Origin of the sequence: Methylocaldum sp. GT1TLB, assembly GCF_051027445.1 — a bacterium.
Lineage (GTDB): Bacteria > Pseudomonadota > Gammaproteobacteria > Methylococcales > Methylococcaceae > Methylocaldum.
In genome coordinates this window covers 3,406,918-3,424,336 of record NZ_CP194898.1, presented here as the reverse complement: position 1 = coordinate 3,424,336, position 17,419 = coordinate 3,406,918, and the positions used below count along the sequence as shown (strand labels likewise).

13 protein-coding genes are annotated in these 17,419 nt (G+C 60.4%); 2 read left to right on the top strand and 11 right to left on the bottom strand.

From position 1 onward, the window contains the following. Position 1: 1 nt before the first annotated feature. Positions 2-952, bottom strand: a complete 951-nt coding sequence (gene gshB / locus ACR2R1_RS14885; RefSeq protein ID WP_086133810.1) for a glutathione synthase — start codon at positions 950-952, stop codon at positions 2-4. A 101-nt stretch (positions 953-1,053) separates the two neighbouring features. On the opposite strand from gshB, the gene rpmB reads away from it, so the two are divergent. Then, positions 1,054-1,290, top strand: coding sequence for a 50S ribosomal protein L28 (rpmB, locus tag ACR2R1_RS14880; RefSeq protein ID WP_077728265.1), 237 nt, complete (start codon positions 1,054-1,056; stop codon positions 1,288-1,290). 14 nt (positions 1,291-1,304) lie between these two features. Then, the gene (rpmG, locus tag ACR2R1_RS14875; RefSeq protein WP_077728264.1) at positions 1,305-1,460 is read left to right on the top strand and encodes a 50S ribosomal protein L33; all 156 of its coding nucleotides are present in this window, start codon (positions 1,305-1,307) and stop codon (positions 1,458-1,460) included. A gap of 321 nt (positions 1,461-1,781) precedes the next feature. Here rpmG and ACR2R1_RS14870 read toward each other — a convergent pair whose 3' ends face one another. From ACR2R1_RS14870 to ACR2R1_RS14825, 10 genes are all read right to left on the bottom strand, one after another. After that, a complete protein-coding gene (locus ACR2R1_RS14870) occupies positions 1,782-2,732 on the bottom strand; it encodes an acetylxylan esterase (RefSeq protein WP_434110725.1) in 951 nt (316 codons plus the stop codon). Between the two features lie 181 nt (positions 2,733-2,913). Continuing rightward, on the bottom strand, positions 2,914-3,864 hold the full coding sequence (locus ACR2R1_RS14865) for a virulence RhuM family protein (RefSeq protein WP_434110723.1): 951 nt from the start codon (positions 3,862-3,864) through the stop codon (positions 2,914-2,916). 158 nt (positions 3,865-4,022) lie between these two features. Then, positions 4,023-5,375, bottom strand: coding sequence for a hypothetical protein (locus ACR2R1_RS14860; protein WP_347258577.1), 1,353 nt, complete (start codon positions 5,373-5,375; stop codon positions 4,023-4,025). Beyond that, positions 5,372-7,855, bottom strand: a complete 2,484-nt coding sequence (locus tag ACR2R1_RS14855) for an N-6 DNA methylase (protein ID WP_347258578.1) — start codon at positions 7,853-7,855, stop codon at positions 5,372-5,374. Before ACR2R1_RS14855 ends, ACR2R1_RS14860 begins: the two co-directional genes overlap by 4 nt. 690 nt (positions 7,856-8,545) lie before the next feature. Further along, the gene (locus tag ACR2R1_RS14850; RefSeq protein WP_434110721.1) at positions 8,546-9,736 is read right to left on the bottom strand and encodes a DUF3322 domain-containing protein; all 1,191 of its coding nucleotides are present in this window, start codon (positions 9,734-9,736) and stop codon (positions 8,546-8,548) included. 194 nt (positions 9,737-9,930) lie between these two features. Then, positions 9,931-13,296: an ATP-binding protein gene (locus ACR2R1_RS14845; RefSeq protein WP_434110719.1), complete on the bottom strand. Its 3,366-nt coding sequence runs from the start codon at positions 13,294-13,296 to the stop codon at positions 9,931-9,933. A gap of 1 nt (position 13,297) precedes the next feature. After that, on the bottom strand, positions 13,298-13,939 hold the full coding sequence (locus tag ACR2R1_RS14840) for a DUF4194 domain-containing protein (protein ID WP_434110717.1): 642 nt from the start codon (positions 13,937-13,939) through the stop codon (positions 13,298-13,300). Between the two features lie 2 nt (positions 13,940-13,941). Further along, on the bottom strand, positions 13,942-15,387 hold the full coding sequence (locus tag ACR2R1_RS14835; protein WP_434110715.1) for a DUF3375 domain-containing protein: 1,446 nt from the start codon (positions 15,385-15,387) through the stop codon (positions 13,942-13,944). 48 nt (positions 15,388-15,435) lie between these two features. Continuing rightward, positions 15,436-16,107, bottom strand: coding sequence for a ribonuclease T2 family protein (locus ACR2R1_RS14830; protein ID WP_434110713.1), 672 nt, complete (start codon positions 16,105-16,107; stop codon positions 15,436-15,438). 187 nt (positions 16,108-16,294) lie between these two features. Further along, the gene (locus ACR2R1_RS14825) at positions 16,295-17,410 is read right to left on the bottom strand and encodes a methyltransferase (protein ID WP_434110711.1); all 1,116 of its coding nucleotides are present in this window, start codon (positions 17,408-17,410) and stop codon (positions 16,295-16,297) included. Positions 17,411-17,419 lie beyond the last annotated feature (9 nt).

The following is a 17,419-nucleotide window of genomic DNA, read 5'->3' as shown; positions in this document are numbered from 1 at the left end:
ATTAAGCCCGCACAACGGACTCGATATGATTCATCAGCAAGGCACTGATATTCAAGCCGAACAGTGCATCCAGCTCCTGCACGCAGGTCGGGCTGGTCACGTTCACTTCGGTGAGATAGTTTCCGATCACGTCCAGTCCCACGAATACGAGTCCTCTCTCCCGAAGCGTTGGGCCTACTTGCTCGGCGATCCAGCGATCCCGCGGGGTCAGTTCGCGTCCCTCCGCGCGTCCTCCGGCGGCGAGGTTCCCGCGGCTTTCTCCCAGCGCGGGGATACGGGCGAGAGCATAAGGAACCGCCTCGCCGTTCACTAGCAGGATGCGCTTGTCGCCGTCGACGATTTCCGGCAGATAGCGTTGAGCCATGACGAAGCGCGAGTTGTGCCGGGTCATGGTTTCCAGGATGACGCTCAGATTGGGGTCTTTTTCCGCGATGCGGAAAATCGAGGCGCCGCCCATGCCGTCCAGGGGCTTCAGGATGATTTCGCCCTGTTCGTGCAGAAATTCGCGGATCTTGTGCCCTTCCCTGGCCACCAGGGTCGGCGGGCAGCACTGCGGAAACCAGGCGGTAAAGAGCTTTTCGTTCGCATCGCGCAGCGAGCGTGGTTTATTGACCACGTAAAGCCCCTGGTTTTCGGCGCATTCCAAGAGATAGGTGGCGTAGATGTATTCCTGGTCGAAAGGCGGGTCCTTGCGCATCAACACCACGTCCAAGGAATCCAGCGGCGCGACCGTCTCGCCGAGGAAGCTGAACCAGGACTGCTGGTTGCGCTCCACGCTCAGGCGGCGCATCCGCGCATAGGTGCGTCCGTCCCGCAAATAAAGATCGTTGAGCTCCATGTAATGGAGCTCGTAACCCCGCGACTGGGCCTCCAGCAGCATGGCGAAACTGGTGTCTTTGTGGATTTTGATTTTTCCGATGGGATCCATGACGATCCCGAGCTTTAGACTCATAGCGATTTTTCCGTAATAGGAGGAGCGCGGCTTGACTTAAAAACCTTGAATCATATATAAAGCCTGATTTCCGTTCCAGCTAGGCGAGTTAGAGGTCAACCATGTCCAGAGTATGCCAGGTGACGGGCAAGCGCCGTATTGTAGGCAATAACGTCTCGCACGCTAACAATAAGACGAAGCGCCTGTTCAATCCGAATCTGCACCAGCACCGTTTTTGGGTCGAAAGCGAAAACCGTTGGGTAAGCCTTCGCGTTTCCAGCCAGGGAATGCGCATCATCGACAAGAAGGGTATCGATGCCGTTTTGGCGGATATCCGCAAGCGCGGCGAAAAAGTCTAATCGAGGTCTGAACCATGCGCGACAAAATCAAATTGGTATCGAGCGCCGGCACCGGCCATTTTTACACGACCACCAAGAACAAGCGGAACATGCCGGAAAAGATGGAGATCAAGAAATTCGATCCCGTCGTCCGCAAGCATGTCCTGTACAAGGAAGCGAAAATCAAATAATCCGTGATTTGTCCGGGTCGCGGACCCAAATGACCTCCGTGATCCGGCTTATCGCCCGGCCGTTCCATTGAGCCGAGGCGGTCAGCCCGCCTTTTTTCGGCTCGATTCAAGATTAGTTCATTCGCTCGGCTGCGTAATCTGAGACCGGGCGCCGTCCTCACCGGAAACCCGCCTCGCTCCAAGCGGTTCGAAAAATCATTCGAGTTTAGTAGGTCGGCAATCCCTTGCCGACAAAGCTCCTCGCCGACCTACGAATTTTTCGGTCCTCACTGAAAAACCGCGGCGAAAAGCTCTTTAGCGGCACAGGAAATTTCGCCCTGCCTAGAGCGGTTCGAAAAAAGCGCCAAGCTCCGCCAGCAACGCCCGCTCCTCCTCGAGCCGTTCCGGATAATCGGAATGGCCGGCTTTGAGCACGAACAAGCGTTTCGGTCCCGCCAGGGCATTATAGATGGCGAATTGGCCGGGCGGTGCGACGAACGGATCGGACAAGGCCGCCGCGACATGAACGGGAATCCGAATGTGCCGCGCGGCGCAGGCGGCGTCGTAGTAGCGTAAGGTTTCCAGCACGGACCCGTGCCGGCGCTCGTATCTTCGGACGGCTTCCCCGCTTCCCAGGGTCGGCAGCGCAAGACGCAAAGGATGATGGCCGAAGGTCGGAACGTTCAGATGGGCCAAGCGAACGCGCGGCTCCCAAGGCAGGGCCAAAGCGCCGATGCCGCCGCCGAAGCTGATACCCGAGTAGCCGATATGCCCCTCGACTTGCGGAAAGACGCTCAGCAGCGCCGAGACCGCCAGCCACAAATCCTCGACGCAGCCGCCCAGGATGTAACGATCGCGCCGGTCGATGCTGTGCAGGACATGACGGGCGGGGTTGTCCGGCAGGCGCGGGTCGCGGCTCAAGGAAAGCCCGCGGAAGCAGGGAAACAACACCGCCGCTTCGCCGACCGGAAGATCGAAATCCGGACCCTCCCGGCCGCCGTAACCGTGCCCCACCACCAGCCCCCGCCGAATCGGTCCGTGTTTGGGACTCAACAGCCAGCCGCCGATCATATAATCGTCCGTCGATCGATAACGGACATCGTAAACATCGAAGTCCGGATGAACGTCTTTGCCGCGAGACAGCTCGGGGTTCGGGTAAACGCTCAGCGCGCGCCGGTAACGGGTTTCCCAGAACTCGGCGAAATCGCCGGGTTCCTCCGGGCAGCCGACCCGAAGCAGCGACTCCAGGGTGTAGCCGTAGGCGGGGTCGAAAGGGGGGTTGGCGGAGATCATGATTTGTCTCGAATGACTCTAATGCCGAATCGTCCAGACGAGCCCCATGGGCGAAGCGAACGAGCGGGCCAGGAGCCAAGCTTCGCTGGGCGAGAACGTGGGTTCCAAACCGGCTTCCTGCACACGGGTCGGTAATATAACCCCACGGAGCGGACGGACCATGGTACGAGCTGTCAAATCGCTATGACTTATCGCCAGGCTTCTTTCTTCGCTTGAGCGACGGCAGGGCTTTGGCCGCCGCTTCCAGCATCTTGATATTGTGCTCCTCGCCCTCGGCCTCCAGTAGTACTCTGCGCTCGGCGGCGAAGCGGCCGTATTCGCTTTCTGCGTGCGCATCGGCCTGCTTCTTTGAGATGCTGCCCGAATTCAGTAGCACGTTACGGTCGTTGAATTTGAGAAAGGCATCGAGCTTCTCCTCCCAGTCTTTCAGGAAGATTTGTTTTCGCCGCTTGGCTTGATCCTCTGCGAAGTCCAGCCACATCACGACAATACGGTTCAGCTCGCTGATTTCATGCTCCCGCAGGTAATTCTTGGCAATGGTGACGTCTGCCTTCTGCACTGAGCCGGATTTCCACGAGGTCAGCCCCATGTTCGGTTTGGTCGCATCGGCACGCTCGCGGATGATCTCCCCAGCCGTTTTGCCGGTGGCGGCGAAGTGCAGCTTGTTCTGAATGACCCGGAAAAACCGCGTCGTTTCCGCCAACGAGGGGGAGTAATCCGCCGCCATCGAGAAAATCTCGCGCACCCGCAGATACATGCGCCGCTCGCTGGACCGGATGTCGCGGATGCGTTCGAGCAGTTCGTCGAAATAATCCGGCACGCCGGAGCCCGCTACGGGTGGATTCTTCAGCCGCTCATCATCCAGCGTGAAGCCCTTCACGAGATACTCCCGCAGCCGCTCCGTGGCCCAGCGGCGGAACTGCGTGCCGCGCACCGAGCGTACTCGGTAGCCTACGGCGAGAATGGCGTCGAGGTTGTAATGATCGATGTTGCGGCTGACCTTGCGGTTGCCTTCCTGGCGAACTATCCGGAATTTCCGGATAGTTGCCTCCGGGTCAAGCTCCTGTTCCTCGTAGATGTTCTGCAGGTGTTCATTGATCGTACGAACATCCTTCTGAAACAACTCCGCCATCAGAGCTTGAGTCAGCCATAACGTGTCGTCGGCGAAGCGGCATTCGACGCGGGTACGCCCGTCTTCGGTTTCGTAGAGGAGGAATTCGCCGACGGTTTTTTCTGGCTGAGTCATAACATCAATCTCGCGAGTTCAGGATCGCTGCGAAAGAGCTTTCATCATTCACGCCATTGCGGATTCGCAGTAAACAGCGCGGATTCGAAGTTAGCCCAGGCGGTCGCTCGAAGAGTTTGGGCTTGGGCGCGTTTGGTTTCAGCTGCTGACGCGCTTTGCTGTAGCGCCTGCAGCAGATCCTGTTGATGGTTTGTTGGTAGAAGGGGAACAGGAAGGCTAGCAACCTCCCTGCTGTTGATCGATGCAAGATTCGTTGTCCGCTTGGCCTTGGAGCGAAAATAAGCTTGGCCGTACTCGCTGTTGATCACGGCCATCACAAACTCGGGAAGTAGCTTTTTCTGGTCGAGCCTGACCCGCAGCACATGGTTTTGATGAACGCAGTCTTCGATCTCTCCACGCCAAATAGCTCCGCGTCCTACAAGATCAGCGCTATTACCCTCGCAGAGGAGAATGTCACCCTCCTCTAGCCGAAACTTAGGCATCTCCTCATCGGGTACATTTATGTACTTGATCTCACGAAGATCCAAGATACCTCGCTGCACGTTCGCCACTCGAAGGTAAGGTCGAGCGTGTGTACTAGGTCGATTCGCGGGACACTTTTGAATGCCATAGGTCACTTTGCCAACGGAACCTAACGGAATCATCGGCCACATTGCTGAGGCCGTTTGGGGTTGAGCGATAGCGCGCAAGATGCCTTCGTGACTCCATCGTTCAACGTCCTTGAACCGCGCAATAAACACCGGCAACTCTGGCAGAGGTGGCGGCGGAGCGACACCCAGGGCTTCTTCGAAAGCCCGCAAGCCCGCCTGCTCAATGGTCTGTGCTTCCTGATGTAGCTTGGCAGCACGGGCGAGTGCATCTATATAAGTAGTGACCAAGGCCCGCTGCGCATCCAGTGACGGCAACGGGATCTTAAGGGCTTCGAACTGAGCGGGGCGAATCCGCGCTTTAGTCGTATTGCCCGAGCGTAGGCGCGATAGCCGTTGTTTGAAAGCGGTAGAGCGAATAACCAGCCGAATAAAGTCACCAGATACCCGCTCATGGTTGATCGAATACACCGGGTATTCGGCGCTGACGGCAAGGTGTCCGAGTTCATCAGGTACGATGCAGAGCGAACCCTGGGCAACGCGAATTTTTGATATCACCAGATCGCCGGAGTGCGCATAGAAAAGCGGCCCCTTGTAACCTCGCTTTTCCTCATCAGTTCGAATATGAAGATCACCGCCGAACGTGATTTTGGCAATAATGTTCAATTCATCGAGCGGAACAGTTGTACGGTCCACTGGAGCGACATTGCGCATGATGAAGTCGCTAAGGGAATATTCGGGAAAGGCACTTTGATGATTGCCTTCTTCGTCTTCGATCCAGCGTTCAATCTCCCTCCACCACCGGATCACGCAGCGGAGGGTACCGGAAAATTTGGTATTTCCTCCTGCGCGGCACCTTGAGCCAACCATGTCTCGAAGTTGCAAAAAGCCTCAAGCAATTGCGGCAGTTCGTTGGGCACGCCTTCTCCGGTTTCGCCGGTCGAGGTGATGCCCACCGCTTTGGGTGCGGCGACGAAAACCGCGTAGTCGAACAGCTCGCGAACCCGCGCCCATAGGGCAGCGTTGTGGGCTTCATCCACGGTGCGGTACTTGATCTTCAACTCGGACAGCAGCGCGTCGCTTTGTTTTTGTACTCTGCTCAAGGCAGCTTGCGCTCGGCGCTTGAGTTCAGCAGCGGCCTTCCTGTGCGCTTTGTCGGCCTCGCCTTGCCAGACGGGTTTGCCCTGCACCGTGGGGCCGATGGTCCTGGGATAAGCGGGCGGCTCGCCTCGTCGCCACGTGGGAAGGTTGCGGTTAATTCCGAGCGCCGCTAGTTTTGCCAGCAGGCTTACCGCTTCAGGGTCTTCGCCGCTGATGATGCGCGGGGCATAGTCGGCGTTCAGGGTGTCGCGTTGCCTATCGAACGAGGCATCCAGCTCGCTATGAGCTTGCGTCCAAGCCGCCTCCCAAGCCAGCGCGTCCGCCTCTGTGAATTTGCGCAAGAAGACCAGTGAGGCTTTGACCGTGGCGTTCGACGAGCGGAAGGTTTCTTCCGGCAGGCTCACCACGGCAAGCAGCTTGGCGCGGCCTTCGGCCCAGCGTCGCAGCCAAGCGAGCGAGGGATTGTTGAGATTGCCGTCGGGCAGAACAATGCCCATGCGGCCGCCGGGTTTGAGCAGGTTCAGGCAACGCTCGACAAAGATCAGCTCCGTGGGGCGGTTGTTCTTGCCCTTGCCGATTTCGAACAGATCAAGGATGGGCGTTTTTTCGGTGGCAGCCTGCAACAAGCGTTGGTGACTTTCTTCCCATGTTTCACCGTAACGTGCTTTGCAGCGGTACAGGTACTCAAGATCAGTCGGTACGCGCGTTTCGTCGCTGGCGCCCACTTTTTGGTCCGACCCGACATTGGAGCCGAACGGCGGATTGGTCAGCACCAGGTCGAAGCGGCCGTTGAAGATGCCGTTAATGTCGAGCAAGCCGTCGTGATAATGGATGCCGCCGTGCCCGTCTCCATGCATGATCATGTTCATCTTGGCGGTGCGGGCAGCGCGTGGCTCCGCGTCAGTGCCGTAGATGCACTGCCAAGCGAGCCGGCCCACGCGGGTGTCTATGGGCTGATTGTCTTCGCCGCTTGGCAGCAGCTCTCTGTTAAAGAGGGCAAAAGCCTGTTCGATTTTCCGATGCTCTTCGTCTTCGGATAAACCGAGCGCTTCGATGCGTGCGCGCTCTTCGTCCTTTTGCCGCTGGATGTCGGCGACGATCTGTGCACGGACGTGTTCGAAGGCCCGGATAAGAAAACCGCCTGAGCCCGCGGCGGGGTCGCAAATTAGTTGTCCCTCTTGGGGATTGAGCATATCGACCATGAACTCCACCACCGGACGCGGCGTGAAGAATTGCCCCAACTCGCCCCGGAAGGTGGTGCCGAGAAAGCGCTCGAAAGCCAGACCCTTGATGTCGTCGCCGGTCTTGGAGAGATCGAAGCGTTCCAATTGTTTAACGATGCGGCGGAACGTTTCTTCCGAGATGTCGAGCTTGTCGGCGACCGTGAACAGGTCGTCGGCCTTGTAGTAGTCCTTGGTCAATTCGAACAGGCCATCGTGGACTAGCGGATCGTTTGGCATGCGCGAGGCAGCACGCCGGTCGAGGTATTCGGTGGTGAATGTGCCGTGTAAGCCAGAGCGCTCGACGTACATCTTGATGAAGAGAATCTTGGAGATGGTGTCGAAGGCGCGGCCAGGGTCCATCTTATGCACGTCCCGTAGTATGCTGTGACAGACGAAAAGCAGGTCCTGGAATTCCTTACGGTTGAAAGCGCGTAAGCGGCTCTTGATCTCTTCGATGCGCCGGGCGTCGCCCCAGTCGCTCGCTTTCGGGATTTCGTTGATGGGGACGAATTCACCGGGCAGACCGGGTACCAGTTTGAATACGGCAGTATGCCGAACATTATGGGCTATGAAGAATTCACAACCCGTAGCTCGTGTGTAGGACTCGCCCTGGTAGTAGTCGCGTTCCTGGATCTCGATCGTTTCCGTCTTACACTCCACTACCAAGACCGGTGTGCGGTTGACTGCCTTATCAGCCGCCGATTGCCAGATCACGATGTCGGCCCGTGGACTCTTATGGCCGTGCTGAGTTCGACGTTCCTGATCCATCTGGTCGAGGCTATAACCGTAGTGGTCGACCAGAGTACGAATGAAGCGCTGGCGGACGATCTCCTCTGGTTTGACGGTGATTTCGCGCCATTCCCGACGCAGGGGAATCCAGAGCCAATTGCCTTCCTGGTGCAAGGTGTCGGCAGATGCAGGAAATTGGGTGGCGGGCTGATGGGCAGGTTTTTTAATCTTTGCCATGCAGATGGTCTCTTGATTTCAGTCTTATATTTTTTCGGTACTGTCCAATTCCGACTTTTCCATCCGACAGTACAGCAAGGGCGCCGGTGTGCTTGCAGCGGTATTTCACTTCGAAGGAGATCGATTGCGTGCCGATCTCGGCCATCAGATCGACTTCGCGGCCTTGGCTTCAGTCCAATCCTTCTTTCAAAGGGCAATGTTATTGATTTAAGTCGTCATACTCTGCCAGGGAATGCCGGCATCCAGAGTACAGGGATTAGGATCCGGGCCGATCCCTTCCTTTACTTCTGGATTTCGGCAATTCCTGCCGAAATGACGGAATAGGCTTTAACAGCATTGTCCCAAAGGGAGAAGGCTTATAAACCCCTTTTCCAATTACAAAACGCTTGCTTTGGTCGCAAACCTTCAAAATGGCAAAAGTCGCTTGGGCTGCGATCTTCTCCTTGGGAGAAGCGATGGAGAAGAGGATTTTCGGCCTGTCAGGTTAATTCCAACTGGCGGATTAGGTTAATTATTGTCATGTATAGATTGCAATAAACAAACAAAAACGAAAATTCTCGCGAAATTCGAATATTTCTGATGCGGTGGCGGACGATGGCGAGCCGCGCCGGGCATCCACTTCGTCAATCCCAAACAGCTTATCTGTTCCAAAATGCAGCTATCGATACCGCCGCGACGCAAACCACAAGTTCAGCCGTCACGCCCGAACCGCAGCCTATCCAGCGCCGCCTCGATCCAGCCGAAGCCGATCCGTTCCTGTTCGAGACGGAGGGAAGGACGGATGCGGTTGTCGCGGAGGTCGTCGTAAAGCGCCTGTTCCTCACGGGTGAGGCGGGGAAGATCGCGGCGGACCGGCTGGGGTTCGGTCACCCATTGGGACGGGTGGGCCATCAGGGTTTCGCGGTCCATCAGGAAGGATTCGGCATGGGGAAGATAGGTCCGCAGTTGGTCCAGGATGGCGAAGCCGTGGGTGTCGATGTCGCCCCAGTAGTGGACGGCGCAGCGGTGCAGCCAGGCGGCTTTGGCCAGGCTGTCGAATCCGTACCCGGCGCCGAATACGACCATGCTGCGGGGCAGGTTCGGGAAGGCGAGGAAGTTGATTTCGTTTTCGGTGACGAATACGCGGGCGACTTTCGGATCGAGCAGGGCGAAAGTGTCGTGGTCCAGGGTGATGTCCTGGTCGGTGGTGCCGGGCAGCAGTGCCAGTTCGGGATCGAGGATGCGGAATCGAATTCGGACCGGCTTGTCGCGGAATCCGTAGCGGCGGCAGAACTGGCCGAGGCCGACGGCGTCGGCATCGATCGCGTCGGGCGGCAGGGCGAGGTCCAAGAGTTCCGACAGCACCGAGCGATGGGTTTCGATGAACTTGGTATGGACGCCCGGAATGTCGATTTGCCTGAGATAGACGCTCGGACGCTGGTGGGTCTGCAACCAGTCGACGACATCCAGGAGCAACGGCCAGTGATTGGCCAGTTCCAGGGCTTTCAAGGGATGCTTGGCCAGCCAGGGGAGCGCCGAAGACTGGCGGTTGCGGGTGATCGCCGCCAGCTCGGCGAAGCGCTCGGCGTCGCGGCGTTTTCCGATCAGGGCCAGCGCGTCGTCGAGCGTGTCGATCCAGATTTCGTCGGGAATCCGGTTCGCGCCGAGAACGCGGTGCCGCACCTCGCGCATCACGACCCGGTAGTGCGCGCCTTGCCTGAGGTCCGCAATCCACGTCCGCACCTGTTCGAACCGGTCCGCGAGTTCGGAGGACGAAGGTCCCTTGAGCGTCAGTCGCCGGGGGAACACGGTCTCGCAGCCGGCCAGGCTGGCCAGGATCAGGCCTTTGTCCCACAGTTTTTGCACCTGGGCGCGGAGGTCGGTGGGGGTGGTCCAGGTCATGCCTCAATTTCTTCGGGTTTAGGCGTCATACCGGCAGGGATTGCCGGTATCCAGGACACATGGACGTGACCGGCCTTTGCCGTCCTTGGCTTCTGGACCCCGGCAATCCCTGCCGGGGTGACGATCTGCGTAGATATTTATGCTCCCACAGGAGAAGGGCTTTTTAAGAGATTCCGTAAGTGGATGAAAAGACGTCACGCCCTAGCCCTCGCCTTTTCCGCGCGATAGTCCTCGATGGTGAGGTTGCGCAGCTTGGAGGCGCGGCCTTCCTCGTTGTGCACGAATCCGACGCTGGCGACGAAGGGTTCGATGATGTGGATCTTCTGCAGCGGCGTGACGATCAGGAGTTGCAGGTTGAGCTGCTGAAACAGCTTCAATCCGTACTGGGCCGACTCGTCGGAGCCGCGGCCGAAGGCTTCGTCGATGACCACGAAGCGGAAGGAACGGGAGCGCACCGCGCCCCATTCCAGGCCGAACTGGTAGGCCAGGCTGGCCGCCAGGATGGTGTAGGCGAGTTTTTCCTTCTGTCCGCCCGATTTGCCGCCCGAGTCCGAGTAGTGCTCGTGCTCCGTTCCGTCGGCGCGCCAGCGTTCCGAGGCGGCGAAGGTGAACCAGTTGCGAACGTCGGTGACCCGCGCCGTCCAGCGCCGGTCCATGTCGGCCTGTCCTTCGCGCCCGCGGAAACGCTCGATGATTTCCTTCACCTGGAGGAATTTCTCTTCCGAGTATTGGGCGTCGTCCGAACCCGTCAGCGCGCCTTCGGTGCATTTGCGCAAGGCGGCCTGGAAGTCGCGCAGGTCGTTGTCCGGGGACAGCTGCGCTTCCAGCACGATGTAGCGGCCGGGGTTGTAGTCGATCTGATTCAGCGACGCATTGATCTGGGCGATCCGCTCCTTGATGGTCTCCCGCTCGCGGTTCAGTTGCGACTGGAAATTGGCGACCTCGCGGATGGTGTTTTCGTTGAGCAGTTCCTTGAAGCGCGCCTCGAAACGGGGCAGGTCGTCGGCTTCCAGTTTCGCCAGCATCTCGCGGTATTCGTGGGCCGCCTCGACGCTGACGTCGACGTCCTGGGTTTCCAGCCGGTAGGCTTCCTTGTATTCGGCCATGGCTTTGATGATCTTGTCACGCAGACGGCCGAGCTTGGCGTCCTCCGCTTCGATGCGGCCCTGCAGCCACTTGCGCGTGTCCTGTTCGCGCGGGTCGCAGTTTTCGACTTCGAGGCGATGTTCGCCCAAGGCTTCCGCCCGCATTGCGTCCAGCGAGGCGAAGCGGGCCGCGTGGACGGCATTGGCCGGGTCGTCGAGCACGGCCTGGGTTTGCACGCGCAAGGCGTCGGCATCGTTCCTCCTCTGTACTGCCCTCGATCGATCGTCCCTGCGGTCGACGAGCCGGCGTTCGGTTTCTTCCAGGGCGAGCACCAGGGCATTCAAGCGTTCACCGAGTTGCTTGAGCACGTCCGAGGCGGCTTCGAGCTGGCGTTTTTCTTCCTGTAACCTCGCCACTTCGCTGGCCAGGGGGTGCCAGTCGAGTTCGCGGAAGTCGCGGTAGACGTCGAGCTTCGACAGCGTCGCCAGGCGGGCTCTGATCGCCTTTTGTTCGGTGTCGAGGGCGGCGAGGCGGCTGCCCAGCTCGCCCAGCCGGGTCTCGAGCTGCCGTGCCCTGGATTCGAGAGTCGCGATCTTGGCGGCGTTGGACCAGCCGAGCACGTAGCGGCTGCGGTCGTCCAGGCGGTGCCGGTCGTCCTTTTCGTGGCGCTCGCCGGGCGCCTTGATCTGGCCGGCGCGGGTGATGGCCTTGGGTTCGCGGCGGAACTGCTCTTGCGTTGCGCAGCAGGCGTAATCGAAGCGATGGGCGAGTTCGCGTTCCAGCCAGTCGTAAAAGGCCGAATCGGGCTTGACCGCGAGCTTGTGCGCCAGCGAGTCGCGGTTGAGGCTGGGGAGCTCGCCGCGCTGGCCTTCCCGCACCCGGAAATAGACCAGCCGCCCCTTGAGGTGGGTGCGGTCCACCCACTCCGCGACCCGGGCGTAATGGACATCCGGGACCAGCATGGACAGGCCGAAGTTGCGCAGCAGGCGTTCCGCCGCACCTTCCCACTCGTGCTCGTCCTCGCGCACCTGGATCAGCTCGCCGGCGAACGGCATGTCGTCCTCGGACAGGTTCAGCGCACGGCACAAGGCGGTGCGCATAGCGATCTGCTGGGCGTCGATATTGCTGCGGCGGGCTTTCAGGCTCTCGATCTCGGCCGTCAGCGCCTTGTGTTCCTCGCGGCCCTGGGCGAAAGCGAAGTGCACTTCGTTTTGCTCGTTCTGCAGCTCCGCTTCGCGGGCGTCGGCCTGCTCCTGCAAGGCGGCGAATTCCCGCCGCTGGGCCAGAAAGGCGTCGTCGCTCTCGGGCGGAACGAGACCCAAGGACCGCACCAGTTCGGCATAGTCTTCGGCTTTCTTGCGCCGACGCGCCTGTTCTTCCTCTTTCTGGCGGATTTCCTCGCCGATCCGCTCGATGCGGTCGCCGCCGTTCTCGGCGATGCTGCGCCGAAGTTCCCTCTCTTCGGCCTGCTGTCCTTGCTTTCGTTCTTCCAGCCGCGCCACCAGCGTATTGAGTCGCGCCAGGTCGTCGTCGAGTGTCGCGATGCGCTTTTCCAGCAGGCCGAGTTTCAGGCGCGCAAAATAAGGTTTGAGCGCCTCGCGGCAGGCCCGCAGTTCCTCGCAGCGGGCGCTGACTTCCGTATGCCGGTCGCAGTCGGCCACCAGAGGCGTGAGCAATTCCACCTGGCGCTTGGCCTTGAGCACCGCCTCGTGGGCGCGGTTGAGGTCGTCGAAGTGAGCGATCAGGGCGGCGACGCGGGGAGCGACGTCGAAAGGCTCCAGCATGTGGCTGCGCACGAAGTCGGTCAGGTTTCCCACCGATTTCATCGACACCGTCTGGTGAAACAGTTCCAGCGCTTGTTCGTTGTCGATGCCGAAGCGGCGGCGGAACCAGGCGCCGTAAGGCGGGAAGCTGTCGAAGATTTCGACGCCCGAGTTGCGCAGCCGTTTGCGCAGGGCGCCGATGTCCGAGCCGAAATGGGCGAAATCCGCGGTGATGGACAGCGCGCGTTCGGCGCCGACGAAGAAGCGCGCGGGCTGCCCCTGCGGTTCCTTCATCCAGAACACCTGGGCCAGGGTTACGGTCTGGTCGTAGCCGGCGTTGTGGAACACGCCGAGAATCACCGAGTAGCTGTTGTGGTCGCGCAGGGCGACCGGCTTGGCCGAGCCGGTGGCGTCGCTGCGCTCGGACTTGTAATGACCCAGCACGTAGGAGCGCAGGGTGCGTTCCTTGCTGTCGGCTCCGGCCGCCTTGTTGTAGGCGATGCGGTGGGCCGGCACCAGCAGCGTGGTCACGGCGTCGACCAGGGTGGATTTGCCGGAACCGATGTCGCCGGTGAGCAAAGCGTTCTTGCCGTCGAGATGCAGCGTCCAGACCCGGCCGTCGAAGGTGCCCCAGTTGAACACTTCCAGGCGGTACAGGCGATAGCCGGTGAGCGTGTCGTCGCCGATGAAATCGAGGCTCAGCGTTTCCATGTCAGTCATTGTCTCGGTTGTCTTGTCGGTTTTCGAGCAGATGCGCCTTGTAGGCGTCCAGCCGCTGATCGAATTCCGCCAGCCATTGCGCGTCGATGAAGGCCTTGAGAATGCGCCGCACCTCGAACATGGCTTCCTGCCCGGCCGGCGGTTTCAGGCGGCGCAGGAAGCCGAGCTCCACGATCCTGTTGAGGTGGGCGTCCACCTGGTCGATCAGCCTGGCCTCGTTGCTGCCCTCGGGCAGGAACACCCGGATCAGCTCGACCGCCTCGCCGCGCGAGAGCACCAGGCGGGTGTCGCCGCCGCTCGCATCGAATTCGGCCAGTTTCTTGCGCAGCAGCGCCAGCAGCAGGCTGACCGGGAACGAGAGTGGGCGCCGGGCCACCAGGCGCGGCGTCCTGGCCGCGGCGTCGTCCTCGTCGTCGGTGCGCGAGCGCAGGAAGGCGTAGCCTTCGGCTTCGTCCAGCATCAGCTCCAGCCCGAGCACGGCCACGTAGTCGCGCGCGCGGCCCTGGAGATTGAGCAGCGCGTTCCACAGCGCGGGATCGCTTTCCTGGTAGATCACGCCCTTCAGCAGCGGCACCACCAGGGCCGACAGATCGGGCGCGGCGTTGTTCGGCGTTTCGATGTCTTGTTCCGCCATTGTTATCTCACAAAAATCACCCGCGGCAGCCGGGCCTGTTTCATGCGTCCGTCGTCGCCGTAGTGCCAGACAATAATCTCGGTGACCTCTTCGTCCACCACGGACTTGAAGGTTTCGCCCGCCAGTTGCAAGTAAGCGACCAGTTCGGCAAGTCCCTGCTTCAAGGGACGCTTCTCGCACAGTTCGCGCAGCGTGATTTGCGAGCGTTCCTGCAAGGCATGGCGGATGTGGCGCGACAGCGCCGTTTTGTCGACGACCACCTGGGAGAACAGCGCGGCAGCATCCACCTCGGCGTCGCCCGTTTCCAGCCCCAGGTCGGCGATGCGCGGCTTGATCGGCGGGACGTAGAGCGGCCTTTCCATGGGCAGCTCGATGGTCGCGGCGGCGTCGGCGACGGTCATCATTTCGCCCGCGGGCGGCGAGTCGCGCAGCTCCAGTGCCTTGGCCTCGATGTTACGGAGAATATCCATGATGCGCCGGTTCTCGAGCCAGGCCTTGTCGTCCAGGAAGCGCCGCAACTGTTGCGAAAGCTGAGCGACCGTGCGCTGGGTGTGCTCGCCCGCTTCCAGCCAGTCGTAGTGAATGCGGCGGGTGCGGGCGTCCGGGCCGAGTTCGGCCACCGGCGGCAGGCTCAGCACCCGGTCCAGCAGTTCCGTCAGTTCCTCCTGGCGGCGGCTGGACATGAGGAAGTCCCAGAAGGCGCGGAAGCTCCGGCCCTGATCCGAGTCGGCGATGGCGTCGCGCTCGCCCATGATCTCTTCCAGCAGCGCGCCCTTGCCGCCGCCCCACAGGGCGATGCGCTCCCGCACCCGCCGGTCCAGCGCGCGGAAATTGTGCTCGACTTCGCGAAAATCGGTGAGGAGTTCGCGAGCGAGCGCCATGAACTGCTGGAAGCGGTCCTTGAGCGCCGTGTCGTCCAGCAGGGGGATGTCGCCCTCCAGGATGCGCGCGATCTCGGCGTCGATCTCGCCGCGGCGCTTGTGGAGTTCTGCGATGCGCGCCTCGGGGTCGGTCTCGGAGCCTTCGCTCATCTGCTTGAGCAGTTCGAACAAGGTGAGCAGCCGCGATTCGGTGCCGACGAAAGCCCGTTCGGTCAGCGTGCCCAGCCAGGCAATCGCCTTTTCGGTGGAAGGCGTCAGATCGAAGTGCGGTTCGTCCGAGCCTTGCACGTAAAACTTCCGCAGCCAGGCCTTGTCGTTGCCGGCCCAGTCGTTCAGGTATTCGAGCGCAGGTTTAGGGAAAGCGCCTTCCCCGAGCCTCTCGCGCAGCCCGAACAACTCGTCCTCCAGCGCTTCGGCCAGGTCCGACTGCGCCATCGTCCGCACATTGGGCGCGACGAACACGCGATGCAGAAAACCCGCCACCAGCGGCGCGTGATCCGAGCGCAGCAAGCGCCAGGCCGGGTGGTTCTGGCGGAGGAGGTCGAGGGTGACGTAGTCGAGGCTCATGCGGGATGCAATCGCTTGTCTGTGCTTATTTGGCCAGCTTCTCCGCGTTCAACGCGCTCCGGTGACCGTGACGGTTTTCTGGGTCCGGCACGTGTCGCGGATGTTCTCGCAGCGGGTAAAGGCGTGGGTGTCGCGGTCGAAGCAAACGATGACCTCGTCTAGGGTCTTGGCGCTGCTCCTTTGGCCGTTCGCGCCGCAGGACAGCACGATTTCGTCGTCATCGAGCCCTGGATTCTTTTCCATGAACAGCCGCTCGATCTCCTCCGCTTCGGCGGTTTCGGCGAGGCTGGGCAAGTTCAGTTTCCGGAAAAGCGTTTCGGTAAGCTCGAAGTAGCCCCTGCGGGACAGAGCCGAGCAGGTTCCGTGGGCCTTCCATTCGTGACGGATGAGATAGTCCGATGGCATGAAGCCGTGAATCCTGCGTTTATCGACCCGATCCGGGCGTCCGCCGTCTTGGCAATCGCGCGGAGCGTCGTTTTCGCACTGAGGCCAAAGTCCGTGGACAATGAATCGACGGTTTTCCCGGCACTGCGGCTCGTCCCGGAGACCGGGATGGGAACGGCAGAATTCCGGCGACCAGGACAGGGCCAGCGCGTAATACTTGAATTTGCCGGCCACATTATCACTGCAGGCGTATTCGTCTTCCGCGCTCCAGTCCGCATATGCCGGAAGAGCTGAAAAGGCCAGTGCGAATAAGACGATTCTCTTCAGGATGTTCACAGTTTGCCCCCAAGAAGCGGTGTGGCTGAAGCGACCGTTTGTGACGGGTTTAGGATCACGGTTTTCTTATGTGTCTTTTCGGGGTTATTGTACTTGGGCATTTGTGCGGAATGCTCATGCGTCTCGGCGGCAAAATGTGAAGGCGGAATTTACCGGCGATTCGAGTTCAGGTCACCGGCAAATCTCGTTATCTCGGCTGTAGAACGAGTATCTTCGCAAACGATCGAAGGTTCACCACTTCTTCCAGCATCATCCCGCACCGGTCGAACAGACTCCGCCATTCATCGAGAGTCCTCTCTCTTCCTCGGGTGGCCATGAACATTTGCATGTCGAGAGCAGCGCCGGCAAGGTCGGCCCGCGATTCGGCCATGACCAGCTCCATCAGGGCGATGCGGGCGCCCGTTCCGGTGCAAGCGCCGGCAAGATTGGTGAGAGCTTTGGCGCAGGTCTCGTCGTCGAAGCCGTGCAGTACGGCGCTGAGCAGGTAGATGTCCTTGTCGCTCGTCGCCGTCGGGACCGCTTCGAGTAAATCGCCGGCCTGAAAGCTCAGGCGGGCGAGCAGCTCCGGAGCTTCGCGTCCAATCCAATATCGTTCGGCATCCCGGATAACCTGAACGCGATCGACCACCACGGCTTTCAGATGCGGATGCCGTTTCAGAATGGCAAGGGACTTACTGCCCCTCGATCCGCCGACATCAATCACGCGCTCGAAACGTCCCCAATCGAAGTCGCGGGCGAAGCTGTCTCCGGTCAAGGCTTCAACGCTGTCCATCGCCCGCGAGAACAGTGCGTCGAATTCGGGGTGGCTGTCCATATAAGCAAACAGGTCCTGCCCATGAGCGAGCCCGAAAGGAACTTCCCCTCTCTTGACGCCGTTTTCCAATTGTTCATACCAGGGGCGACTCATCTCCTCCGAGTTGTGCATCAGAATCATCGCGCGCACGCTTTTCGGGTGGTCCTTCCGCAGATAGGCGGAAACGCGGTTATTACCGAACACACGTGGCGACACTTCCTGGAAAACGCCCATGGCAGCGAGCATCCGAAGCAGCCTGTAGACCCCATCGGGCTGCGCGGAGACCTGCGCGGCGATCTTTTCGGCCGTGAGCTGTTGGTCTCCCAGCACCGTCGCGATGTCGAGTCGGGCGGCGACGTAAAGCGCCCGCGATTGCCAGAAAGCCGAGCCGATCTGCATTAGGCGAAACGGCGGCGGCGTCAGCTTGTCCGGGATGGTCTGGAGCCAGCCGGCGAATTTCATCGATCGGGAAAACAGCCGAACGGCTCCGGTAGCTTTTTGTAATGGCATCGCGGCTCC